The organism is Nocardia sp. NBC_00508 (genome assembly GCF_036346875.1).
GTDB lineage: Bacteria > Actinomycetota > Actinomycetes > Mycobacteriales > Mycobacteriaceae > Nocardia.
Window position 1 is genome coordinate 4697945 of sequence record NZ_CP107852.1, and the last position, 25339, is coordinate 4723283.

Sequence of the window (25339 nt, forward strand, 5' to 3'; positions counted from 1 at the left end):
CGAGGAGGAATGACTGCCGATATGAACTACCAGCACGGCTGGCCCGGTGCCGCACCGGGCAGCTATCCGCCCGCTCATCCCCACCTGCCGGGGCCCGGCTACCAGCCGCCCCGATCTTCGGCGGGTGGTGGCACCGGAATCGCGGCGGGACTGCTTGCCTTGCTGGGTGGTGGCTGGGAGGTGTTCGGTCTCGTGTCGATGGGGACGACCTTCGGCACTCTGGCAGGTCTTTCGCTGATCAGCGTGGCGGTGGCCGGATTTGTGGCTTTCCTGCTCATTCTGGGCGGCGTTCTGCTGCTGTGCCGATTGACTGTCGGCCGAGTTCTGGTGATCGTCGGCAGCGCGCTGAGTCTGATCAACATGGCTGTCGGGCTCGCGATGGTAGGACTTTTCGGCCTGCTGCCGATCATCCTCGGCGTGCTGACACTGGCGACCCTTGTCCTCGCCGCCCTCAGCCCGACCGGCCGGTGGATCGCGGCCCGTCGTCAATCAGTTCCGATGTACGGCCACCAGCCTGCACCGCCATATGGTCAGCCCTCCTACTCGCAGTACGGCCACCAACCTCCCCAGCCTTTCGGATATCCAACGGCCCCACCTCCCGGTTATCCGGCCCCATCGTCCGGCCAGCCGCCATATCCGAACAGCTGACCTCGGCTTTCTCGATGTCTGTGTAGCGATGCCACGGCAGGGCGTCGAGAACCTGCCAGTAGATTCCCTCGAAACAAGTTGGTGCGCAAGGTGATACGGGCAAGCCGCGCACGCGGTGTTACCGGAGCCGCCTGAAAGGTCGGCTGGCGCTACCTCGTCCGGCGAACCGGCTGGCGCAGGATCGTCTTGGCGGCCGGGCCTGGTGACCGGCGCGGGTCGGACAGGTAGAGCTCGTGGTGGCGTCCGTTGTGGGTCCACCCTTCGTCCGTCATGAGTGCGTCCATGCGGGCCAGCGTTTCCGGCTCGGTCGCGTACGGTCCGATGTGCAGTGCCTGGATCGCGTCGCCCTCGGTGATCCGCTCGCGGGCTGCGTGTCGGCTCCGTAGTAGTGCTCGTCCACTCGGACCAGATCAACCTTCATGATTCGACCCTGTTGTCTCCCGTCACCGGAGAGTCAAGGAGTTGGTCCCCGCACGGCGCCGGGAAGGGTCGTACGGTGGAGCCATGAACCGGCTCGGAATGGCGACGTCTCCGTACCTGCGCCAGCACGCGGACAACCCGGTGCACTGGCGGGAGTGGGATGCCGAGGCGCTGGCCGAAGCGCGCGAGCGAGATGTGCCGATCCTGCTCTCGGTCGGGTACGCGTCCTGCCACTGGTGTCACGTGATGGCGCACGAGTCGTTCGAGGACGCGGCGACCGCCGAGCAGATGAACGAGAACTTCGTCTGTGTGAAGGTGGACCGGGAAGAGCGGCCCGACCTCGACGCGGTGTACATGAACGCCACGGTCGCGATGACCGGTCAGGGCGGCTGGCCGATGACCTGCTTCCTCACCCCGGACGGCGAACCGTTCTACTGCGGCACCTACTATCCGAAACTCCCGCGCGGCGGCATGCCATCGTTCACCCAGTTGCTGACCGCGATCACCGACACCTGGCGCACGCGCCGCGACGAGGTGGACCAAGCGTCCGCGCAGGTGGCCGAGGCGCTGCGGGCGCAGACGGCGGGGCTGCCCGATGCGGAGCTGACCATCACGGCCGAGCTGCTCGGCCACGCCGTCGCCGCCGTGCTGCGCGACGAGGACGACAAGCACGGTGGTTTCGGGGGCGCGCCGAAGTTCCCGCCCTCCGCGCTGCTGGAGGGTCTGCTGCGGTACTGGGAGCGGACCGGCGAGCCCGCCGTGTTCGACGTGGTCGCGCGCACCACCGAGGCGATGGCGCGCGGCGGCATCTACGACCAGCTGCGCGGTGGATTCGCACGGTATTCGGTCGATGCCGCGTGGGTGGTGCCGCACTTCGAGAAGATGCTCTACGACAACGCGCAGCTGCTGCGGGCTTACGCGCATCTGGCGCGGCGCAGCACGTCGGCGCTGCCGGAATCGTTGTCGCACCGGGTCACGCGCGAGACCGTGCGGTTCCTGCTCGACGACTTGGGTACCGCGCAGGGCGGTTTCGCCTCGGCGCTGGATGCCGATACGCACCTGGAGCCCGGCAAACCGGGCGTCGAAGGCGCGACCTATGTGTGGACCCCTGCCGAACTGGCTGGTGCGCTCGGTTCGATCGACGGGGCGTGGGCCGCCGGATTCTTCGGCGTCACCACCGCGGGGAACTTCGAACAGGGCACCTCCGTGCTGACCAGGTACACCGAGCCGACCGGCGCGGAGGACGACGCCCGCCTGGAACGCATTCGAGCGACGCTGATCGCGGCGCGCGACCGCCGTCCGCAGCCGGAGCGCGACGACAAAGTGGTGACCGCGTGGAACGGGATGGCGATCACCGCGCTCGCCGAAGCCGCGGGCGCGCTGGACGCGCCGGAGTGGGTGGCCGCCGCCATCCGGTGCGCGCGCTTCCTGCTCGCCGAGCACGTAGTGGACGGGCGGCTGCGGCGGGCGTCGCTGGGCGGTGTCGTCGGCGCGGCGCCGGGCATCCTGGAGGACTACGCGTGGCTGGTCACGGGGCTGCTCGCACTGCATCAGGCCACCGGTGAACTCGGCTGGCTGGAAGACGCACAGCGGTTGCTGGACACGGCGATCGCGCACTTCGCCGACCCCGACCAGCCCGGCGGCTGGTTCGACACCGCCGACTACGCCGAAACGCTCGTCACCCGTCCGCGCGACCCGATCGATGGCGCCACGCCCGCGGGCGCCTCCGCGCTGGCCGAGGCGCTGCTCACCGCCGCGGCCGCGAGCGACCCGGAACGCGCCGAGCGCTACCGCGAACTCGCCGATCGCACGCTCGAGCGTGGCGCGATCGTCCTGGCGCGTGCTCCGCGTTCGGCCGGCCAGTGGCTGGCCGTCGCCGAGGCCGCCCTGCGCGGGCCCCTCCAGGTCGCGATCGCCACCGAATCCGCCTCGCCCCCAATGGAATTGCTCACCGCAGCCCGTCTGGCTGCCCCTGGCGGCTCGGTCGTCCTGGCCGCCGCCCCCAACGCTGTCCCGCTCCTGGCCGATCGCCCCCTGGTCCGCAACGCCGCCGCGGCCTACGTCTGCCGCGGTTCGGTGTGCGACCTCCCGGTCTCGACCCCGGACCAGCTGCGCATGGCACTCCAGCGGAATTAGCCAACTCTACTTCTATGCGGCTGGGTTGGTCGGCATCCGAAGCAGATGGCCGCCGATATCGGCAAGCAACTCGAGTCTGCCACCGAGTGCGGAAACATAGGCTGCGATGGCGTCCACGGTGGCAACCTCGCCACGTTCGATCTGCGAGACCCGACCGGGGCTTACGCCCATGATTTCCGCGAGTCCTGCCTGCGTGAAGTTCAGTCGCTTCCGCTCCTCGGCAAGTTGGTATCCCCACTGCTCGGCCATGATTGCACCGCGTCGCCGAGCAGCCTCGTCCTCGCCGACCCGCTTGCGATAGGCTTCCCTATCCCACCTGCTGAAGCTGCTCATGTCTCGCGTTCCTCCTCGGCTCTTTCCTTCATGTAGATCTCGTACAGTGCCTCGGCCCGCGGAATGGCTTGCTGGTACCAAGCTCGAGGCCGAGTGGTCCGGTCCAGGATTCAAGATCGCGCTGATCGCAACCATTCTGCGGACGTACTGCGCCTCTTAGTGTCGGTCCAGCCCCTGCTTTTGCGGACTGTGGCCGACGACAGCGACGACGCCTCGGCCGGGTTCGCGCGCATGCCAGCCAACGCGAAAGCCGGCACGAACGGCCCGCAGCAGGGGAATCACCATGTCCGCCTCGGCTCGACGCCGACCTACCCCTGATTCGGAGCGACGGTGCAGCCAACTCCCTGGTCGGTCAAGGACATTCGATCCGATCCAGTGCCGAGCGCGGCACTCGGACAGCTGGCCGAGTTCCGGGTACGCCTGTCGAGGCTGAACGGCTACTGGGGCTACCTGAGCGCCGCAGCGGGCAGCATCGTCACGCTGATCCTGCTGTTCCGGCCGTGGCTGACCGCTTCCGGCTCCGACGGGAAGGCCAGCGTCAACGCCTTCGGCCGGATGACCGCGACCACGTCCCTGCTGAACATCTGGTCGTCATCGCCGCCGCCCGCCGCGCGTATCACCGGTGCCTTCGCGATACTCGCCGCGGCCGCGATCGCCGTCACCGTCTGCACGGTGGTGGCGAATCTCCGGCATCGCACCGAAGTCCTGTCCCGGGTGGCGACGATCGCCCCGGTGATCGCCGCGGCTCTGGTCATCCTCACTGTGCTCTATATGAACAGCAAAAGCCCGGAGCTGCGAGCCATGCTCGCACGCACCTCAGACCTGGGTGGACAAGCTGGAATGGTGGTGAGCTGGGCTTTCGGCAATGGCAGCCTCGTCATACCGGGAATCCGGCAAATCTCGTACGACACCGCGGGACTCACACCCTGGGCCCTGCTCGCCAGCGCCACCTCACTCGCCTCGGCCGTCACAGCGCTCGCCCAATGGATACACGACCATCCGCCCACCTCTATCCGCCTGCTGTCGCGCATCGCCATCCACAGATCGGGAGCCTCGGAGCAATTGGCTCCGCAGCGCGAATGAACAGTCTGGTATCGGCGGAGCGCGCGTTCGATTCCGGTGTGCCGCCGCTCGTGTGGACCAGCATCCGGAGGCCCGGCTGCGAGTTCTGACGTCTGGGTGATCGCCCTCGGCCGTCGGGTTGTCTGCTTCTGATGACTGCGCGCCTGACGAGACAGGCGACGGTTGGCGCCGCTATCGCCGGGGTGGGGTGTCCAGCTCGGTGTTCGGCGTCCGGACCTCGTCGGGTTCGGCTGCGGCGGTGTGGATTTCGATGACCGGATCGGTATCGGACGGGTTGCCGCTGTCGGGTTGGTCGGCGCGGGTCGCGGTGGAGTCGGTCGGCATATCAGGGCCGTCGATGTCGGTCCAGCAGGCCGTCGGGTCCTTCATGCCACGCAGCACAATGGTGTCGTAGAAGGTCCATTTGGTGCGTTCGTGGTCCGCGGCGGCTTCGATCACCGCTTCGCTCACCAGGATTCGCCGCGGCACCGTTTTGGCCGCGGTGGTGAGGCGGGCGGCTTCGTTGACCGCGTCGCCGATCACCGTGAACTCCAGCCGGGTGTCGGAGCCGACATCACCGGCGAAGACCGGGCCCCGCGCCACGCCGATGCCGATGTCCAGTTCGCGGGTGGCGAGCACCTCGTCGCGGATGCGGCGCGCGGCGCGCAGGGCCGGAGTCGCGTTGTCGCGCAGGGCCATCGGTGCCCCGAAGACGCACAGCGCCGCGTCGCCCTCGAACTTGTTGACCAGCCCGTTGTTCTCCTCGGTCGCGGCGACGACGAGCGCGAGCAGCCGGTTGAGCTTGGCGACGAACTCCTGCGGCGGCAGTCCGGTGGACAGCTCCACCGACCCGGTCACGTCGACGAACAGCGCCGAGACCTCCCGCACGTCACCGGTGAGATCCACACCGCGCGCGAGCGCGCGCTCGGCCACCTCCGCCCCGACGTGCCTGCCGAACACCTCCCGCATCCGCTGCCGCTCGCGCAGGTTCGCGGCCAGCTCGTTGACCGAGTGTTCCAACCTGCCGATCTCGCTGGTGCTGCCGACCGGTACCCGGACGTCCAGATCGCCCTGGGTGATCCGGTCCAGCGCCCGGCGCAGGGTGCGCATCGGGGCGGCGACGGCACGCGCGAGGAAGGCGGTGGCCAGCGCCCCGACACCGAGGCCGACCGCGGAGAGGTAGATGGCGGTCCGGACCCGATCGGGGGCGGCGGCGGCCGGGTCGGCCAGCACGACGATCAGCATGAGCAGCGGAAGCGCCGCCGCCACCGCCCAGGTCACCACGACCCGGACGAGAACCGACGAGCTGTAGTGCATCGTCCAGCCGAGAATCCCGGCGACCACCGGAATGGTCGGCCGGATCAGCCGGTCCACGATGAGGAAGGTGACCGCCGCCGACTCGAACGCGCCGATCGTGAACAGTGCCGTCGTCACGCCGGGGTCGTTCTCCGGGCTCAGGTGCGCGAAGATCGCCGACGCGACGATCACCCCGGGAATCCACAGCGCGAGCGCCCGCATGCTGATCGCGATCGGCAGCCGCAGCAGGAGACGTGCCTCCGCTTCGGTCGGTTTTCGCCCGGCGTCGAGCCAGCCGAAATAGCGTTTGCGGTCACGCACCGCGAGAACGACGCCGGCCAGGAATCCCACCGCCGGATAGATGCCGACGAATACCAGCGCGCGCAGCCAGTCCGTGCCGAGCCTGCCGAGGAACCCGTTCAGCCACAGCTGGGTGACGATCACCGCGAGACCGCTGAGGTTGGCGGTGGTGACCACCACGGCCAGCCCACCCCGCGCCTTGAGCGCCCAGAGGACGAACTTCGAGATCATCGGGTTCGCAGCCCGGATAGCCGCGTCACGCGTGGTCTCGCCGCCCAGCATCCCGTGATCCGTGTGCACGTTCCGGACACCGTCGATAGCCCGGCGGCGTCCATGGGCGGCACCAGGCGGAAACGTTCGGCACTACCGAGCGCCGCCCCGGTGCAGGGCGCGCTCATCACGACTGCCCGCTCCGGCGGGGCGATGCCGCGGAAGGCAGCGACGAAGAACACGAACGAGCAGCATAGAACCAGTGCGACCGGCACAGGCGGTTTCCCCATGATCTTGTCGGAGACGCCGAATCCGGCCGCCACGCCGACGAGCACCGGCAGCCGAGCGCTGCGCCTCCCATCATCTGCCGTGCCATCGCGCCCCGTTCGTCGGATCTCCCCGCCGACTGTATTGCGCTCAGCGCAGGACGACGAGCCAGACCGCGGCGTAGTGGGTGAGCGCGGCGAGCACCGTGGCCGCATGGAAGAACTCGTGGTGACCGAAGACGGTCGGCCACGGGTTCGGCCATTTGGTCGCGTAGAGGATCGCGCCTCCGCTGTAGAACAGGCCGCCGATCAGCAGCAGGATCAACGGCGCGATGCCGATCTGGCCGTTCAGTTGCCCGGCAACCGGCACGATCGCCCAGCCGAGCAGCAGGTACAGCGGAACCCCGACCCAGCGCGGCGCGGTCGGCCACAGCAACTTCAGCGCCACTCCGGCCAGCGCCCCCGCCCAGACCACGGCCAGCAATGTCTGCCCGGTGCGTCCGGGCAGGCCGAGCAGGGCGAACGGCGTATAGCTGCCCGCGATGAACAGGAAGATCATCGAGTGGTCGGCCCGCTTCATCCGGATGCGGGCACGTGCGGTCGGCCAGGTCACCCGGTGGTAGACCGCGCTGATGCCGAACAGCCCGCACACGGTGACCCCGTAGATCAGCGTCGACCATCCCGCGGTCGCCGAGATCGTGGCGGCCGTGGCGGTCAGCACCACGGCCGCGATCGCCGCGATGCCGACGGCCCAGGTATGGATCCAGCCGCGCATGCGCGGTTTGACCAGCGCCTCCGCGAGCGCTTCGCCCGCCGAGTGGGGGCCCGCTGTGACCAGTGCCGCGTCGGCGGCGCCGACCGATTCCGACATGAGTACCTCCGCCTAGCTGAACCCGTGAGTAACCTACGGAACCGTAGCTTGGAGCTCCAAGCCACTGTACCGGCGTATCGCGGTCGATGCCGAGATCGTGTCGGTGAGGCGTAGGGTTGCCCGCGTGGAACTTCCGAGTCGAGTGCGGGGTCTGCCGTATCGCATCTACGAGGCCCGGCTGTCCCAGCAGCTGGCCGGCAAACAACATCCCCGGCACGTCGCGGTGATGTGTGACGGCAATCGCCGCTGGGCGCGGGAGAACGGTTTTACCGACGTCACCCACGGTCATCGGGTCGGCGCGCTGAAGATCGCCGAACTCGTCGGCTGGTGCGAGGCCGAGGGCATCGAGATGGTGACCGTCTACCTGCTGTCCACCGAGAACCTGCAGCGCGATCCGGACGAGCTGGAGACGCTGTTCGAGGTGATCACCGACGTGGTCGAGGAACTGTCGGCGCCGGAGCAGAACTGGAGCGTGCGGATCGTCGGCACGCTCGACGGCTTCCCCGAGCTCATCGCCAAGCGGCTGCGTACCGCGGCCGAACGCACCGAAGGGCGGAATGGGGTGCATGTCAACGTGGCGGTCGGCTACGGCGGGCGGCAGGAGATCACCGACGCGGTGCGCTCGCTGGTCCGCCAGGAGATCGCCGCGGGGGAGACGGGCGAGGATCTGGTCCAGTCGATCACCGTGAACGCGATCGGCCAGCATCTCTACACCTCCGGGCAGCCCGACCCCGACCTGGTCATCCGCACCTCCGGCGAGCAGCGATTGTCCGGGTTCCTGCTGTGGCAGAGCGCATACTCGGAAATATGGTTCACCGAGGCGTATTGGCCGGAGTTCCGGCGGGTGGATTTTCTGCGGGCGTTGCGCGACTACGCCGCACGCCATCGCCGCTTCGGCGTCTGATTCGATCTCGGCGCGGCGGATCCGCCGCTCTTCTCGCATACCGCGCGGCGCCATGAGTGCGCGGCCCGACGGGAAGGCGCAGCAGGGTCCGGGCGATTTCATCGGCTACGCGGAGTTCGGTAGGCGCTTCCTGGAGTTCGCCGCCTCCGAAGAACGCATATCCGGCGCGTTCGGTCAGCTGACCGGCGCTGCCTTCGATCTCGGTCCGATCGGCGTCGGCCCGGGGCGATTGGCGAAAGTGACCGCGGAGGTCCAGCTCGGGCGGTCGCGGCTGCGCCGCCTCGGCGGCGAGGCGATCTCGTTCGAGCTGATCATCCCGCTGGACCTCGACCTGCTGCTGGACCTGGCCGTGGATCGGCATCGGTTCCACGTCGAGGGGACCGTTCATCTGCACCTGACGGTGCGCACCGCCGCGCCGTTACGGGTGGTGATCGATATCGCCGAGCCGCGTCCGGTCGATGTGCACGTCAATGTCGCCGCCGCCACGAAGCGCGGCCAGTTGGTGCGCATCCTCGCCAGCGTCGATCACGAGGTGAGACGATTCGTCGCCCGCTATGTCGCTACCGAGATCCGCAGACCGCACATTGCCGCGGCCCGCGATATCGATGTCGCCGAGCGTCTCGATGAAGCGTGGAAGTTGTAATCGAAATCACAATTTACGCAAGCGCAGCCGATTGATGCTGTGGTCGGCGTCCTTGCGCAACACCAGAGTCGCGCGTGGCCGGCTGGGCAGAATGTTCTCCACCAGATTGGGACGGTTGGTGTTGTTCCAGATCTCCTGCGCGGCGGCGGTCGCCTGGTCGTCGGTGAATCCGGAGTAGTGGTGGAAATGCGCGTTCGGATCGGCGAACGCGGTCTCGCGCAGCGTGAGAAACCGTTGCACGTACCACTTCTCGATATCCTCGATACGCGCATCGACGTAGATCGAGAAGTCGAACAGGTCCGAGACCATCAGCCGGGGACCGGTCTGCAGCACGTTCAGGCCTTCCACGATCAGAATGTCGGGCTGCCGTACACAGTGCAGCTTCCCCGGCACGATGTCGTAGGAGATGTGCGAATACACCGGTGCGCAGACCTCCGCCGCGCCGGATTTCACCTCGGTGACGAATCGCAGCAGCTTACGGCGGTCGTAGCTCTCCGGGAAACCCTTGCGGTGCATGATGCCGCGCCGGGTGAGTTCCGCGGTGGGATAGAGGAATCCGTCGGTGGTGACCAGGTCGACGCGGGGGTGGTGATCCCAGCGGGCCAGCAGCGCCTGGAGCACGCGGGCGGTGGTCGACTTGCCCACCGCGACGCTGCCCGCGACGCCGATCACGAACGGTACCTGCTGGTCCGGATGGGTTTCGCCGAGAAAGGTCGCGGTCGCGGCGAATAGGCGCTGGCGTGCGGCCACTTGCAGATGGATGAGACGAGCGAGCGGGAGATAGACCTCCGCGACTTCCTCGAGATCGATCTGTTCCCCGAGGCCACGCAGGCCGATCAGTTCTTCCTCGGTCAGTACCAGGGGAGTCGACTTACGCAGGGTTCGCCACTGTTTCCGGTCGAATTCCACGTAGGGACTCGGCTCGCTCATCCGTGCCACTTACCCGACACTCCACTTCGGCAAACACGCACAGTTGCCGCGCGGATCCGGTGAGATTCGGTCTAGCTGTCGCCGCATAGCCGAATTCTGCTCTGTGTCGCGATGGCAGTACGAGTGGGGTCCACTACCCGTCGGTAACCGAGTCGATGACCGGGTGGGAGCCCACTGCGAACCGCCTGACACTCCGCACATCTCATCGACCGGATCGGCATGGCTGCGGTGCCCGTAGTGCTCGACGTCCAGCGGGGCGAGTGGCGTTCGTTGCCCGGCGAGACCAGGCCACCGAGCGGTTGCGTGAGGTCTCCCGGACTTCGGAGAAAGTAGTTTTTCGCTCCACTGTGCGGGCGAAATCAATTACTCGGGATGCGTCGGAAAATAAAGCCTACGCCGCTCCAGCGAAATCCCTCTCTCGAATCGTTGAAGACGGCCGGGAAATGCTGCCTCAGACGTGCGTGGAGTCATTCGCGGAATTGATCGATGTGGGTTGCATTACACCTGTTTCCGACTCCTCAAAACATCCCGCGCGGTCCGAACCGTTCCGTGGCAGGTGCACCCGATCCGACCAGAAGGGGTGTGCGTGGTCCGATGGCCGGAACGGGGCGAGTGATAGAAATTCCAGGTAGATGCATGTTTTTCGGCGCGCCTGCGGCGACCTTCCCGCCTCGGTCGGGCGCATCTACCGCGGCTGCGAACCGATTCCTCGGGTCTTGTCGAGGTCGCGACATAGGCCCGGCGAGAGGGGATTGTTTCCGGTACGCAACTGCGGCATCTGTATATTCCCAGTGTTGGGAACATACAGGCTATTTCATTTGGTAGGGTCGCTGATTTGTTCGCGATGGTGGAGCATTCGGTTCGCGAAGTGCGTGTTTGTTTTAGATGAGTTTCTTCCTGCAAAAAAGTCCGAACAGCGGCGAGAGGTGAAATGCCAGAATGAGTAGAGATCGTCGTGCCCCGCGTGGTCGTCGCCGGGTCGGTCTACTCTTCGGGAGTCTGCTCACGGCCGCGGTGGAATCCGCCGCAGGCGCCGTCGCCGTCCGGTTCAATCCGTCGGGCGATCCGTCCGACGATCGGCAGTTGACCTATCGGGAGCTCGACGAGTTGTCGTCGCGGTTGGCGCGCGAGCTCATAGCCCACCGGATCGGCGCCGGTGACACGGTGGCCATCGGGATGACGCGCAGCATCGAATCCGTGCTGGCCGTCTGGGCGGTCGCGAAGACGGGCGCCGCGTACGTACCGGTGGATCCGGCGTATCCGCCGGAGCGGATCGCGCACATCCTCTCGGATTCGGGTGCGGTGCTGGGGTTGACCGTCACGGCACACCGGCAAGCGCTCGGCTCGGGTGTGGACTGGGTCGAGCTCGATGATCCGGCGCACGCCGCGCGAATCGCCGAGCGGCCGGGGCATCCGATCTCCTACGCCGACCGGGTGCGGCCGGTCGATCCCCGGCATCCCGCCTACGTCATCTACACCTCGGGTTCGACCGGGAAGCCCAAGGGCGTGGTGGTCACCCATACCGGTCTCGGTGCGCTGGTGGCCGCGGCGCGGGAAGCCCTCCGGGTGCACCAGGGTTCGCGCATCCTGCACGTATGCTCGCCCAATTTCGACGCCTCGGTGCTGGAACTGTTGCTGGCCTTCTCGTCCGGGGCGACGCTGGTGGTGGCGCCGCCGCACGCGTTCGGTGGCCCTGAGTTGGCGGATCTGCTGCGGCGGGAGCGGGTGACGCACATCGTGATCACGCCGGGTGCACTGGAGTCGGTGGATCCGGCCGGGCTCGACGATCTGGAGGTCGTGGAGGTCGGCGGCGAAGAGTGCAGTCCGGATCTGATCGGGCGCTGGGCGCGTGACGATCGGCTGTTCGTCAACGGGTACGGTCCGACCGAGGTCACGGTATGGGCGACCGTGAGCGGGCCATTGCGGCCCAGCGAGCCGGTCACGATCGGCAGCGCGATCGCGGGGGTGGGTGCGTTCGTGCTGGATGCGCGGTTGCGGCCGGTGCCGGCCGGGGTGATCGGGGAGTTGTACTTGTCCGGGCCTGCGCTGGCTCAGGGATATCTCGGGCGGCCGGGCCTGACCGCGGAGCGGTTCGTGGCCAGTCCGTTCGGCGCGGAGACCGGTGACCCGTCCACCGGACGCGCTCCGGGGGCACGGTTGTATCGGACCGGTGATCTGGTGCGGCGCAACGAGGCCGACGGCACCCTCGAGTATCTGGGCCGGTTGGACTTCCAGGTCAAGATCCGTGGCTTCCGCATCGAGCTGGGTGAGATCGATAATGCGCTGACCGCCCATCCCGCAATCGATTACGCGGCGACCCTTGGCAAGACGCTCCCGTCCGGCGCGAAGGTCCTGGTGTCCTATGTGCTGCCGCATGCAGGGACCGGTGTGGACACGGAAGAACTCGCGACCTTCGTCGCGGGCCGGTTGCCGGAGTACATGGTGCCTGCGGCGATCGTGGTGCTCGACACGATTCCGCTCACCCCGATCGGCAAGCTGGACCGCAACGCGCTGCCGGAGCCGGCCTTCGTTGGACGCGAATTCCGTGCTCCCGTGAGCGAGGCCGAGTCCATCATCGCCGAGGTGTTCGCCACGGTGCTCGGTGTCGAACGCGTTGGTCTCGACGACTCGTTCTTCGCGCTGGGTGGCGATTCGATCCTGTCGATCCAGCTGGTGGCGCGGGCCAAAGCGCGCGGGGTGGTGTTCACCGCACGGGATGTGTTCGATCATCGCACGGTCGCGGCATTGGCCGAGATCGCCGCGCTCGACGGTACGTCGGAGCAGCACCGGCTCGCGGAACTGCCCGGCGGCGGGGTGGGCGCGATTCCGTTGCCGCCGATCATGGCGGGGACGCTGGCCAACGGCTCGTCGTATCAGCGGTTCTCCCAGTCGATGGCGCTGCGGCTGCCCGCAGGCATCGATCGGGCGACCTTGAACGCGACCATCAGCGCGGTGTTCGATCACCACGATGTGCTGCGCGCTCGGTTGCGCCGCAGCAGCGAAGGGGAATCCCTTTCCGCGACAGCGGGATCCGTATCGGACGCCGCCTGGCTCTTCGAGGCGCTGGAGCGTGGCGCGGTGGACGTCGGCAGTCTCGTACGCCGGGTCGAGCTGCCTGCGGACGTCGACGATGCGGAGCTGTCGCGGCGGGCAAGTGCCGAATACGACGCGGCCTTGGGGCGGCTCGATCCGTCGAACGCGGTCATGGTGCAGTTCGTCTGGTTCGCGTTCACCGGCACCGAGCTGGACGGATCGGCGGATGCCGGGTCCAGTGGCCGCCGCGATGTGTTGCTGGTGGTCGCCCACCACTTCGTGGTCGACGGCGTGTCGTGGCGGATTCTGCTTCCGGATCTGGCGGTGGCCTGGTCGCAGCTGGCCGGGGGGCAGCCGGTGGCGCTCCCGGCCAACGGAACTTCGATGCGGCGCTGGGCGCACGCCCTCGTGGACGCGGCGAAGCACCCGGCGCGCGTGGCGGAACTTCCGTTCTGGCAGCAGGTTTCGGCCACTGCGGACCCGGCGCTCGGTGCGCGCGCGTTCGATCCGGCGGTGGACACGTTCGCCACCGTCGATCGCGTGCAGGTGACGCTGTCGGCGGAGGTGACCGATGCCGTGCTGACCGCGATCCCGGGCCGGTACCACGGCGGCGTCAACGATGGCCTGCTGTCGGCACTGGCACTGGCGGTGAGCAAGTGGCGTGGCGAAACGTCCGGCGGCACGGTGCTGGTCAAGCTGGAGGGCCACGGACGCGAGGAGGATGTCGTCGCGGGCGCGGACCTGTCCCGGACGGTGGGTTGGTTCACCAGCGCCTATCCGGTCCGGCTGAATCTCGCCGGCGCCGCCGTGGATGCGGCGTTCGAGGGCGGAAAGCCCTTGGGCGACATCGTGAAATCGGTGAAAGAGCAGCTGCTGGCGATCCCGGACAAGGGTCTCGGCTACGGCCTGCTGCGCTATCTGAACCCGGAGACCGCCGCACAGCTGGGCGCCGCGGGGCAGATCAGCTTCAACTATCTGGGTCGTGTGTCGGCGGGGGAGATCGGTGGAGAACTCGCCGAGCTGGGTTGGGCGCCGGTGGCGGATCTGGGGCAGCTGGATGCCGAGATGGATCCGGACATGCCCGCGAACGGTGTGATCGACCTCAACGCGATCGTCACCGACGGCGGGGACGGTCCGCGGCTGGGTGCGTCGTTCGCCTTCCCCAGGGGGCTGTTGTCCCGGGAGCGGGTGCAGGAGCTCGCAGATCTGTGGGTCGCGGCGCTCGCCGCACTGGCTCGGCACGCACAGCGGCCGGATGCCGGTGGCCTGACACCGTCGGACCTGCCGCTGGTCACGGTCGGCCAATCGGATATCGACGTATGGGAACGGAATTACCCGGCGCTGTCGGACGTGTGGCCGCTGTCGCCGCTGCAGTCCGGCCTGCTGTTCCACGCGCTGATGGCCCAGTCGGGTGTCGATGTGTACATCACCCAGGCCAGGGTCGACCTGGGCGGCGGCTTGGACGTCGAGCGGCTGCGGGCGGCGGCGCAGGCGGTGCTGGACCGCTATCCGAACCTGCGGGCCGCGTTCGTCACCGATGCCGATGGTCAGGCCGTGCAGCTGGTCATGGACCGGGTCGAGGTGCCGTGGCGCGAAGTCGATCTGACGCACTTGCCCGAGTCCGAGCAGTCGGCGCAGCTACAGCGGTTGGTCGCGCTGGAGCGCGAGACCCACTTCGATATGTCCGCGGCGCCCCTGATGCGGTTCACCCTGTACCGCACGCAAGGAGGGCTTTCCGGACCGGCGAGCGGCGACACGGGCGACGTTTCCGGGGAGAGTGCCACCGAGCCGCAGTGGCACCTGGTGATCACCAGCCATCACATCCTGCTCGACGGCTGGTCGAACCCGCTGCTGCTGCGTGATGTGCTGGTGCTGTACGCGACGCGCGGTGATCGGTCCGCGCTGCCGCGGGTGACGTCCTACCGCAACTTCTTGAGCTGGCTGGCCGGCCGGGATCAGGAAGCGTCGCTGAAGGTGTGGGCGGAGGCGCTGTCCGGCGTGGACGAGCCGACTCAGCTCGCGCCGCAACCGCAGACGACCGAGCACTACGAGATCGGGAAGCGGATCACCGAGATCGACGCCGACGGCGCCCGCCGGATCACCGGCCGCGCCGCCGAACTCGGCGTCACGGTGAACACTCTGGTGCAGGCTGCGTGGGGCATTCTGCTCGGGCGGCTCACCGGTCGCGGCGACGTGGTCTTCGGCGCGACGGTGTCCGGCCGTCCGGGCGAGCTGACCGGCGTGGAGTCCATGGTGGGCTTGTTCATCAACACGCTGCCGGTGCGGGTGCGCGTGGACGATCGGCTGACGGTCGGCGAGTTCCTGGAGCGGCTGCAACGCGAACAAGCCGGGCTGCTCGACCACCACTACGTGGGTCTCACCGATATCCAGCGGGTCGTCGGCGCCGGCGCGCAGTTCGACACCTTGCTGATCTTCGAGTCGTACCCGATCGACCGGGACGCGATCGCCGCCGTCAGTTCCGTGGACGGCATGTCGGTGACCGGTGTCGGTCTCCGGGACGATACCCACTACCCGCTGACCATGCTGGTGCACTCGGCGTCGACGATCGAGCTTACGTGGAAGTATCTGGGCAGCCGGTTCACCGCCGACGAAGTGGAAGCCCTCGCCGCACGGCTGCTCGGGGTGCTGGAGGCACTGGTCGGTGATCCCGGTGCACGGGTCGGCGCGATCGATATCCTGCTGATCAGCGGCGAGCGGGATCGAATCCTGCGCGAGTGGAACGACACCCGGCATCCGGTCGAACCGGAACTACTGTTGGACGGCTACCGCCGTGCGGTACAAGCGCATCCGGACAAGGTCGCGGTGATCTACGAGGGCCGCGAGCTGACTTACCGCGACTTCGACGAGCGGGTCAATCGACTTGCGCGCCTGCTGATCTCGCGTGGAGTCGGCGCGGAGTCCCTGGTGGGGCTCGCGGTCCGTCGTTCGCTGGATCTGGTGGTCGGCATGTATGCGATCATCACCGCGGGTGGCGCCTACGTGCCGTTGGATCCGGATCATCCGGACGAGCGAATCCAGCACGTCCTGAACACCGCGGAACCGGTGTGCGTGATCACCACGACGGCGGACGCCGTCTCCGTGCCGGACGGGATTCCGGTGCTGTCCATCGACACCGAGGATCTGGACGGCTTCGACGGTGCCCCGCTGCGTGCCGAGGAACTGTCGCGACCGGTGCGTCCGGACAACCCGGCGTACGTGATCTTCACGTCGGGCTCCACCGGCCGCCCGAAGGGGGTCGCGGTATCGCACGGCGCGATCCACAACCAGATCACGTGGATGCTCGCCGAGTACCCGTTGGGCGTCGACGACGTGTACTTCCAGAAGACCGCCACCACCTTCGACGTCTCGCTCTGGGGCTATTTCATGCCGTTGCGGGTCGGCGCGAAGCTCGTAGTAGCCACCCATGATGGCCACCGTGACCCGGTCTATCTCTCAGAAACCATTGCGGCACAGCGCGTTACCGTCACAGACTTCGTCCCCTCGATGCTCGCGGTGTTCGCGGCCCACACGGCGGCGGATGCCGTCTCGACCCTGCGGCATGTGTTCGCGATCGGCGAGGCGCTGCCGCCGGAGACGGTCGCCGCCCTGCGCGCGATCTCCGATGCCGCCGTGCACAACCTGTATGGACCGACCGAGGCCGCGGTGTCCATCACTTCCTGGCAGGCGTCCGGCGGCGAACGCACCAGGGTGCCGATCGGATCGCCGCAGTGGAACAGCCGCGTCTACGTGCTGGATTCGCGGTTGCGACCGGTGCCGGCGGGCGTTCCCGGTGAGCTCTATCTGGCGGGTGACCAACTGGCCCGCGGCTACGTGGCCCGCCCGGACCTGACCTCGGATCGGTTCGTGGCCGACCCGTTCGGAGGAGTTGGGTCCGGGGGCGAACCCGGCGCGCGGATGTACCGGACCGGCGACCTGGTGGTCTGGCGTGAGCCGGGTCGCTCCGTTGGCGCGGCTCCGGCCGGACTCGGTGAGGGTGTCGCGGAATACGGCGTTCTGGAATACCTCGGCCGCACCGACTTCCAAGTGAAGTTCCGTGGTCAGCGCATCGAGCTCGGTGACATCGAATCGGCACTGCTCGAGCAGCCCTCGGTGAGTCAGGCCGTTGTCGTGGTGGTGCCGTCGGAGCTCGGCGATCAGCTGGTGGCCTACGCGGTGCCGTCGCCGGGAGCCAGCATCGATCCGGCGCAGCTGTTGCCTGCGCTGGCGCGGACGCTGCCCGCCTACATGGTTCCGGCCACGGCGGTGGAGTTGGCCGCCTTCCCGCTCAACACCAGCGGCAAGCTCGATCGCAAGGCATTGCCTCGGCCGACGTTCACCGGCAGGGAGTTCCGGGCGCCGTCCACCCCGATCGAGGAGATCGTGGCCGGGGTGTTCGCCGACGTGCTCGGTGCGGAGCGGGTGGGTGTCGACGACGACTTCTTCGCCCTCGGCGGCAACTCGCTGGTCGCCACCCAGGTCGTGGCCCGGCTGAGCGCGGCGCTGGACGCGCGGGTGTCGGTGCGGACGCTGTTCGACGCACCGGTGGTCGCCGAACTGGCGGCGGGCATCGTGCCGGGCTCCGGTGTTGCCGCGAGTCGCCCACCATTGACCCGGGCCGCGCGACCGGATCTGGTGCCGCTGTCGCTGGCCCAGCAGCGCATGTGGGTGCTCAATCAGGTCGATACCGAGTCTCCGGCCTACAACCTGCCGTTCGCGCTCCGGCTTGCCGGCGCCCTCGACGTGCCCGCGTTGCGGCAGGCGGTAGTGGATGTGCTGGAGCGGCACGAAGCGCTGCGCACGCGGTTCCCGGTGCACGGCCAGGACGAGGCGCCGCACCAGGAGATCCGGTCGGCCGCCGAAACGCTGCCGGACGGGCTCGAGGTCGAGACGGTCATCGCCGCCGATCCAGCATGGGTCGCCAAACTGTTGTCCGCGGGTTTCGACGTCACCGAGCATCCGCCCGTGCGGATCCGGTTGTTCGCCGGCCCGGCCCCGGACGAGCACCTGCTCGTCTTCGTCGTGCATCACATCTCGGCGGACGGTTCCTCGCTCGCGCCGCTGGCCAGGGACCTGGTGACCGCCTACCTGGCGCGGATCGCCGGCACGACGCCCAACTGGGCGCCCCTGACGGTACAGTACGCTGACTTCGCGGTCTGGCAGCGTGCGGTCATCGGTACCGAAGATGAGGAGAGCTCCGTGGCCGCAGAGCAGTTGGCATACTGGCGGCGGCAGCTCGCCGGTGTGTCCGCGGCGTCGCAGCTGCCGTTGGACCGCCCCCGCCCGGCGATCGCGTCCCTGCGCGGCGCGTCGACCGGCGTCGTGGTGCCCGCGCAGGTGCACGCGGGTATGGCCCGCATCGCGCGCGAGCGCAATTCGTCGCTGTTCATGGTCGTCCATGCCGCATTGGCAGCGCTGCTGGCCCGGCTGTCCGGCGGCTCCGATATCGCGATCGGCACGCCGATCGCGGGTCGCGGCGCGGCCGCCCTGGACGACCTGGTCGGCATGTTCGTCAACACCTTGACGTTGCGGACCGAGGTCGATCGCGCCGCCACGTTCGCCGCACTGGTCGACCAGGTTCGCGAGACCGATCTTTCCGCCTTCGCCAACGCGGACATCCCGTTCGAGCGGGTGGTCGAGGCGGTTCTCCCCGCTCCGGTCGGTGCGGGCAATCCGCTGTTCCAGGTGATGCTGTCGTTCCAGAACACCGAGCAGCCGTCGCTCGAGCTGCCGGGACTGACGGTCTCGGCGCTGCAGCCCGACGAGGTGGTGGCGAAATTCGATCTCCAGGTGATCATCGAGCCGCGCCACCGTGCGGACGGTACGCCGGACGAGCTCGTCATCGTATTCACCTACGCGACGGATCTCTTCGAGGAAGCGACCGTACAGCGGCTCGGTTGGCGGTTCGAGCGGATTCTCGCGGCGGTCGCTGCCGATCCGCGCGCGGTCATCGGCGAGATCGACATACTCGGCGCCGCCGAACTCGTCCCGGCACTGACCGCCCCGGTCCGGCCCGCCCGGCCGAGCCCAGCCGAGCAGGCCGGCGTCACGATGCTGCCGGAGCTGCTGGCCGGTGCGGTGGAGAACAATCCGGATGGCGTCGCGGTGGTCTATGCGGACGCCTCGACGCGGTTGTCCGAAATGGAGTATGTCGACCTCGACGATCGGTCGACCCGGCTGGCTCGGCTGCTGATCGCCCGCGGCATCGGCCCGGAGGATCTGGTCGCGATCGGCATTCCGCGGTCGCTCGACTCGGTGCTCGCGGTGTGGGCCATCGCCAAGACCGGTGCCGGGTTCGTACCGGTGGATCCCAACTATCCCGCGGACCGGGTCGCGCACATGATCTCGGATTCGCATGCGGTGCTGGGACTGACGATCGCCGAGGTACGCGCGGATCTGCCCGGCGAACTGGAATGGCTGGTCATCGATGCCGACGATGTCGATCGACAGCTCGACGACTACTCGGCCGCGCCGGTTGCCGACGTGGATCGCACCCGGCCGTTGCGCGCGGAGCACCCGGCCTACGTCATCTACACCTCCGGATCGACCGGTAAACCCAAAGGCGTGGTCGTCACCCAGGCCGGGCTGTCGAGCTTCTGCGACGAACAGCGCGAGCGCTACCGGGTCACGAGCACCTCACGCACACTGCATTTCGCGTCGCCGTCCTTCGACGCGTCGGTGCTGGAACTGCTGCTGGCAATCGGCGGAGCCGCCACCATGATCGTGGCGGCGCCGACCGTCTACGGCGGCGCGGAACTGGCCGCGCTGCTGCGCCGGGAGCGGGTGACGCATGCGTTCATCACCCCCACGGCTCTGGCGTCGGTCGACCCGACGGGCCTGGACAAGCTTCGCGTCGTGATCGCCGGTGGTGAGGCGTGCCCGCCGGATCTGGTCCAGCGCTGGACTATTCCGATCGCCGGGCGCCGCACCCGCGAGTTCTACAACGGTTACGGGCCGACCGAGACCACGATCATGACCAATATCAGCGCGCCGCTGGTGCCGGGCGAGGCCGTCACCATCGGCGGGCCGATCCGCGGCATCACCGAATACGTGCTGGACCAGCGGCTGCATCCGGTTCCGGACCTGGTCGTCGGTGAGCTCTACATCACCGGGGCGCAGGTGGCGCGGGGATATCACGAGCGACCCGCGCTGACGGCCGCACGGTTCGTGGCGAACCCGTTCGACCCGAGTGCAGCGCGGCTGTACCGGACCGGCGATCTGGCCAGGCGGACGGCCGACGGTCGGCTGGAATATGTCGGTCGCAACGATTTCCAGGTCAAGATCCGCGGGTTCCGCATCGAACTCGGCGAGATCGACGCGGTCCTCGGGTCCAACGACTCCGTCGACTTCGCCGTCACCATCGGGCACAAACTCCCCACTGGCGCGACGATTCTCGTCTCGTACGTGCACGCCGCTGCCGGCGCGATCGCCCGGCCGGACGAGCTCGTCACGTTCGCCGAACGCAGCCTGCCCGCGCACATGGTGCCCACCACCGTCATGGTGCTGGACGAGATCCCGCTGACTCCGGTCGGCAAACTAGACCGCGCCGCGCTGCCCGTGCCGGTGCTGCAGGCCAGGGAATTCCGGGCGCCGTCCGGGCCACTGGAAGAACTGGTCGCGGGCGCCTTCACCGATTTGCTCCACGCCGCGACGCCGGTCGGCGCCGACGACGACTTCTTCGAGTTGGGGGGCAACTCGCTGATCGCCACCCGGCTCATCGCCCGGCTGGGGGCCGCACTGGACTCCCGGATCCCGGTGCGGTTGCTCTTCGAGGCCTCGACGGTGGCCGCGCTCGCGGCGCGCCTGGGCGAGGCTTCGACCGGGGCGGGCCGTCGGCCATTGACCGCCGGTCCGCGCCCGGAACGGATTCCGTTGTCCTTGGGGCAGCAGGGCATGTGGTTCCTCAACCGCCTCGACACCGCTTCGGTGGCCTACAACGTTCCGCTGGCGGTGCGGTTGAGCGGTGCCCTCGACACGGACGCGCTGCGGACGGCGATCGGGGATCTGGTGGCCCGCCACGAGATCCTGCGCACCATCTATCCGCACTCGGATTCCGGTTCAGCGCAGGGCCCCGCAGCTCCTGTGCAAGTGATTCTGCCTGTGGCACAGGCGGTTCCGCAGTTCGAGATCCGGGCCGTAGCTCCGGCGGAGGTGGCGGACGCCGTCGTCGGCTTGGCGAGTACGGTCTTCGACCTCACTACCGACATGCCGGTCAGGGTGGTGCTGTTCGATCTGAGCGGCGCGGCGAATTCGGGTCACTCCAGCGCGGCACCCGAGTACGTGCTGGCGATGGTGGTGCACCACATTGCCGCTGACGGGTCATCGATAGGCCCACTGACCCGGGATCTGATGACCGCGTACGCGGCTCGCTGTGCCGGGGAGATTCCGACATGGGCGCCATTGCCGGTGCAGTACGCCGACTACAGCATGTGGCAGCGCGACCTGCTCGGCGCCGAGGACGATCCGGAATCGTTGGCGGCCAAGCAGATCGCCTACTGGAAGCAGGCTTTGGCCGGGCTTCCGGATCAGCTCGACCTGCCGTCGGATCGACCGCGTCCGCTGACGCGCTCCTACGCCGGAGGCCTGGTGGCGGTGCGCATCGATGCCGAAACCCACCGTGCGCTGACGGAATTGGCGCGAACCGAAGGCGCGACGTTGTTCATGGTCGTGCACACGGCCCTGGCGGTGCTCCTGGCGCGGTTGTCGGGCACCGACGACATCGCGATCGGTTCGCCGGTTGCCGGGCGGGGCGAGGCGGTACTGGACGACCTGGTCGGCATGTTCATCAACACCCTGGTGTTCCGCACACGATACGACGCCGGGGAAACCTTCACCGACCTGCTCGGACGGCAGCGCAAGACCGATATCCAGGCGTTCGCGAATGCGGACGTGCCGTTCGAGCGGCTGGTCGACGCGCTGAAACCGGTCCGGTCGACGGCGCGGCATCCGCTGTACCAAGTGGCACTGTCGTTCCAGAATATGGAGCCCGTCGCGCTGGAATTGCCGGACCTCACCATCTCGAGCCTGGATATCGGCGCCGAGGTATCGCAGTTCGACCTGCATTGGATGGTGGGCGACGCCTACGACGGTGCGGGCGCGCCCACCGGGATCGGCGGGGTGGTCAGCTACGCCTCCGACATGTTCGACCAGGACACCGTGCAGGGCTTCGTCGACCGGTTCGTGCGCCTGCTGTCCGCGATCGCCCACGACCCCGCGGCGGTGCTCGGTGACATCGATGTGATCGATCCGGCCGAACGAGTGCGGCTGCTGTCCGACGCCGCCGACACGGCCCACCCGGTGTCGGCGCGTCTCCTGTTGACCGGCTTCCGCCGTGCCGTCGCCGCGACACCGGACGCGGTGGCCGTGGTGCACGACGAGACCGCCTGGACTTATCGGGAATTCGACGCGCGCGTCAACCGCTTGGCCCGGTATCTGATCGGGCAGGGGATCGGTCCCGAGTCCGTGGTCGCCATGGCGCTGCCGCGTTCGCCGGAATTGCTGGTCGCGATGTACGCGGTGCTCAGCGCGGGCGGTGCGTACCTGCCCCTGGATCTCGATCATCCGGCCGGGCGGATCGGGTATGTGCTGGAAGTGGCCGAGCCCGTGTGTGTGCTCACGGACAACGGCGATCCGGTACCCGTATCCGGGGTTCCGGTGATCGATGTCGACGCTCTGGACCTGTCGGCCTATTCTGCCGAACCCGTCGCCATGGGTGAGTTGCGTGCACCTCTGCACGCGGACCATCCGGCGTACGTGCTGTTCACGTCGGGGTCGACCGGTCGGCCCAAGGGCGTGATGGTGTCGCACGGTGCGATCACCAACCAGATCGAATGGATGGCGGCGCAGTATTCGTTCGGGCCGGACGACGTCTACCTGCAGAAGACGGCGACTACGTTCGACGTGTCGCTGTGGGGTTTCTTCGTTCCGCTGTGGGTAGGTGCGCGACTGGTGCTGGCCGCGCCGGGCGGTCAACGGGATCCGGGGTACATCGCCGATCTGATCGCCGCCAACCGGGTGACGGTCACCGACTTCGTCCCCTCTGTGCTGCAGGTATTCCTGGCCGCAGCGACAGCGGAGCAATTGGCCTCGCTGCGTGCGGTTTTCGTCATCGGTGAGGCGTTGCCGCCCAGCACCGTCGCGGACTTCGCGGCGCTGTCGAGCGCCGGACTGCACAACCTGTACGGGCCGACCGAAGCGGCGGTGTCGGTGACGTACTGGCCCGCGTCCACGAGCGACCGGGCCACCGTGCCGATCGGCGTCGCGGAGTGGAATACCCGGACCTACGTCCTGGATTCCCGGCTGCATCTGGTGCCGGCTGGTGTTGTCGGCGAATTGTATTTGGCGGGAGACCAATTGGCGCGCGGCTACCTGCGGCGTGCGGACTTGACCTCGGATCGATTCGTCGCCGATCCCTACGGGCCGCCGAGTGCCCGGATGTACCGGACAGGCGATCTGGTGCGCCGCCGTGCCGACGGCGTGCTGGAGTATCTCGGACGCAGCGACTTCCAGGCGAAGATCCGCGGCCACCGGATCGAGCTGGGTGAGATCGAGGCCGCGCTGCTGGCCGAGCCCTCCGTCGCCCAAGCGGTGGTCGTGGTGACGGCGTCGGAGAACGGCGACCAGCTGGTCGCCTACGTGGTCGCGGCGACCGACCTCGCGGCCGACGCGCTGCGGGAGTCGCTGGCGCAGGTGCTGCCGTCGTACATGGTGCCGTCGGCGATCATGGTGCTCGATTCCTTCCCGATGAACGACAGCGGAAAGCTGAATCGTGCCGCGCTGCCGCAGCCGGTGTTCCGGGCCCGCGATTTCGTCGCGCCCGCGACCCCGACCGAGCAGACAGTGGCGGAGGCGTTCGTCGAGGTTCTCGCCATCGCCCGGGCGGGTGCCGAGGACGATTTCTTCGATCTCGGTGGCACGTCGCTGCTCGCGTTCACGTTGCAGCGTGCGCTGACCGCTCGGCTCGGCATCGACGTGCCGATGGCGGCGTTGTTCACCGCGCCCACCGTGCGCGGTCTGGCTACCCGCATCGACAACCTGGACCAGCCCGCGGTGGTGGTTTCGGCCGACGACTCCGCGACGATCGCCACCGATGCCGTGCTGGAACCGGAGATCGATGGTGCCGGCGCCAGGCCGGCGAGTTCGGAAACCCCGATGGATGTGCTGCTCACCGGTGCGACCGGATTCGTCGGCGTACACCTGCTCCGGGAGTTGCTGTCCAGCACCCGGGCACGCGTCTGGTGCCTGGTTCGCAGCGACGATGACGAGCGGGCGACCAAGCGGATTCGTAACGCCCTGGAGAAGTACCGTATCTGGGACGACGCTTACGACAGCCGTATCGTCGCTGTCGCAGGTGATCTGGCGGCGCCGCGCTTCGGACTCGACGAGTTCGGCTATGCCCGGCTGGCGGACCGGATCGAGGTGATCTACCACAACGGTGCTCGGGTGAACCACATCGAGCCCTATGCGCGGCTGCGCGCCGCCAACGTGGAGGGCACCCGCGAGGTGTTGCGGCTGGCGACCACCGGTCGGATCAAACCCGTGCATTTCGTGTCCACCGTCAACGCGGCGATACCGGCCGCACCCGCACCGGATTTCCGTGGCCGCGAGGACGCGGTCCTGAGCGCCGATGAGGTGTCCCAGAACGGATATGTGGCCAGTAAATGGGTTGCCGAGCAACTGGTCCGGCAGGCGGGTGAACGCGGTGTGCCGGTGAGCATCTACCGTCCCGGAATCGTCTGCGGCGATCCGCGGACCGGCGTGAACAGCGCCGACGACTCGTTCTGGAACATGATCCGCGCGGCCGCCATCCTCGGTCTCGCCCCCGACACCGGCGACGCCGATATGGCGCTGGTACCGGTGAACTACGTTGCCGGTGCCATCGTGGCGCTGGCAGCCGAAGCCACCAATGGGTCGGCCTATCACCTGGTGAACTCGCAGCGGGTGGCGATCCGCGACATCTTCCGATCCCTGCGTAGCCATGGGATCCCGGTCGCGATCGCCGCGGTCGAGGAGATCGCCACCAAGCTGGCCGAGGAGGCCGCGGCACGCGATGCGGCCGGCGACGACTCGCTGGTGCGCGCCGCACTGGTCAGCGGCAATTACGGCGGGGTTGCGGTCCCCGTCGACGACACCCACACTCGTACGGAGCTCGCCGGGCACGGAATCCATTGCCCGCCGATCGATACGGCTGCGCTGGACGCCTATGTCGAGTCCTTCATCGACTCGGGGTTCTTTCCCGTCCCGAGCGATGACGCGCACGCTGAGTGATCAGGCCCCCTGTTCGGAAGGAA

At 68.1% G+C, this 25339-nt stretch carries 11 protein-coding genes; 6 read left to right on the forward strand and 5 right to left on the reverse strand.

Annotated features, from left to right (window positions below):
- Positions 1 to 9 precede the first annotated feature (9 nt).
- A complete protein-coding gene (locus OHA40_RS20795) occupies positions 10 to 648 on the forward strand; it encodes a hypothetical protein (RefSeq protein ID WP_330228563.1) in 639 nt (212 codons plus the stop codon).
- 149 nt (positions 649 to 797) lie between these two features.
- On the opposite strand, the gene OHA40_RS20800 is transcribed toward OHA40_RS20795, so the two are convergent.
- The gene (locus OHA40_RS20800) at positions 798 to 1004 is read right to left on the reverse strand and encodes a GyrI-like domain-containing protein (RefSeq protein ID WP_330234300.1); all 207 of its coding nucleotides are present in this window, start codon (positions 1002 to 1004) and stop codon (positions 798 to 800) included.
- A gap of 148 nt (positions 1005 to 1152) precedes the next feature.
- Between OHA40_RS20800 and OHA40_RS20805 the strand changes: the two genes are divergently transcribed.
- Entirely contained in the window at positions 1153 to 3204 is a 2052-nt protein-coding gene (locus OHA40_RS20805; protein WP_330228564.1) for a thioredoxin domain-containing protein, read from the forward strand.
- 12 nt (positions 3205 to 3216) lie between these two features.
- Here OHA40_RS20805 and OHA40_RS20810 read toward each other — a convergent pair whose 3' ends face one another.
- Positions 3217 to 3537 (reverse strand): helix-turn-helix transcriptional regulator, encoded by a 321-nt coding sequence (locus tag OHA40_RS20810; protein WP_330228565.1) that lies wholly within the window; start codon positions 3535 to 3537, stop codon positions 3217 to 3219.
- Between the two features lie 330 nt (positions 3538 to 3867).
- On the opposite strand from OHA40_RS20810, the gene OHA40_RS20815 reads away from it, so the two are divergent.
- Positions 3868 to 4620: a hypothetical protein gene (locus OHA40_RS20815; RefSeq protein WP_330228566.1), complete on the forward strand. Its 753-nt coding sequence runs from the start codon at positions 3868 to 3870 to the stop codon at positions 4618 to 4620.
- A gap of 171 nt (positions 4621 to 4791) precedes the next feature.
- On the opposite strand, the gene OHA40_RS20820 is transcribed toward OHA40_RS20815, so the two are convergent.
- Both OHA40_RS20820 and trhA read right to left on the reverse strand, forming a co-directional pair.
- Complete coding sequence (locus OHA40_RS20820) at positions 4792 to 6495, reverse strand: adenylate/guanylate cyclase domain-containing protein (RefSeq protein ID WP_330228567.1); 1704 nt, start codon at positions 6493 to 6495, stop codon at positions 4792 to 4794.
- A gap of 327 nt (positions 6496 to 6822) precedes the next feature.
- The gene (trhA, locus tag OHA40_RS20825) at positions 6823 to 7542 is read right to left on the reverse strand and encodes a PAQR family membrane homeostasis protein TrhA (RefSeq protein ID WP_442943776.1); all 720 of its coding nucleotides are present in this window, start codon (positions 7540 to 7542) and stop codon (positions 6823 to 6825) included.
- 124 nt (positions 7543 to 7666) lie between these two features.
- Here trhA and OHA40_RS20830 point away from each other — a divergent pair, with 124 nt between their 5' ends.
- Both OHA40_RS20830 and OHA40_RS20835 read left to right on the forward strand, forming a co-directional pair.
- Complete coding sequence (locus tag OHA40_RS20830; RefSeq protein ID WP_330228568.1) at positions 7667 to 8446, forward strand: isoprenyl transferase; 780 nt, start codon at positions 7667 to 7669, stop codon at positions 8444 to 8446.
- Positions 8447 to 8498: 52 nt separating this feature from the next.
- Entirely contained in the window at positions 8499 to 9089 is a 591-nt protein-coding gene (locus tag OHA40_RS20835; protein ID WP_330228569.1) for a hypothetical protein, read from the forward strand.
- Positions 9090 to 9095: 6 nt separating this feature from the next.
- Here OHA40_RS20835 and coaA read toward each other — a convergent pair whose 3' ends face one another.
- A complete protein-coding gene (coaA, locus tag OHA40_RS20840; RefSeq protein ID WP_330228570.1) occupies positions 9096 to 10028 on the reverse strand; it encodes a type I pantothenate kinase in 933 nt (310 codons plus the stop codon).
- A 930-nt stretch (positions 10029 to 10958) separates the two neighbouring features.
- On the opposite strand from coaA, the gene OHA40_RS20845 reads away from it, so the two are divergent.
- Entirely contained in the window at positions 10959 to 25316 is a 14358-nt protein-coding gene (locus tag OHA40_RS20845) for an amino acid adenylation domain-containing protein (protein WP_330228571.1), read from the forward strand.
- Positions 25317 to 25339 lie beyond the last annotated feature (23 nt).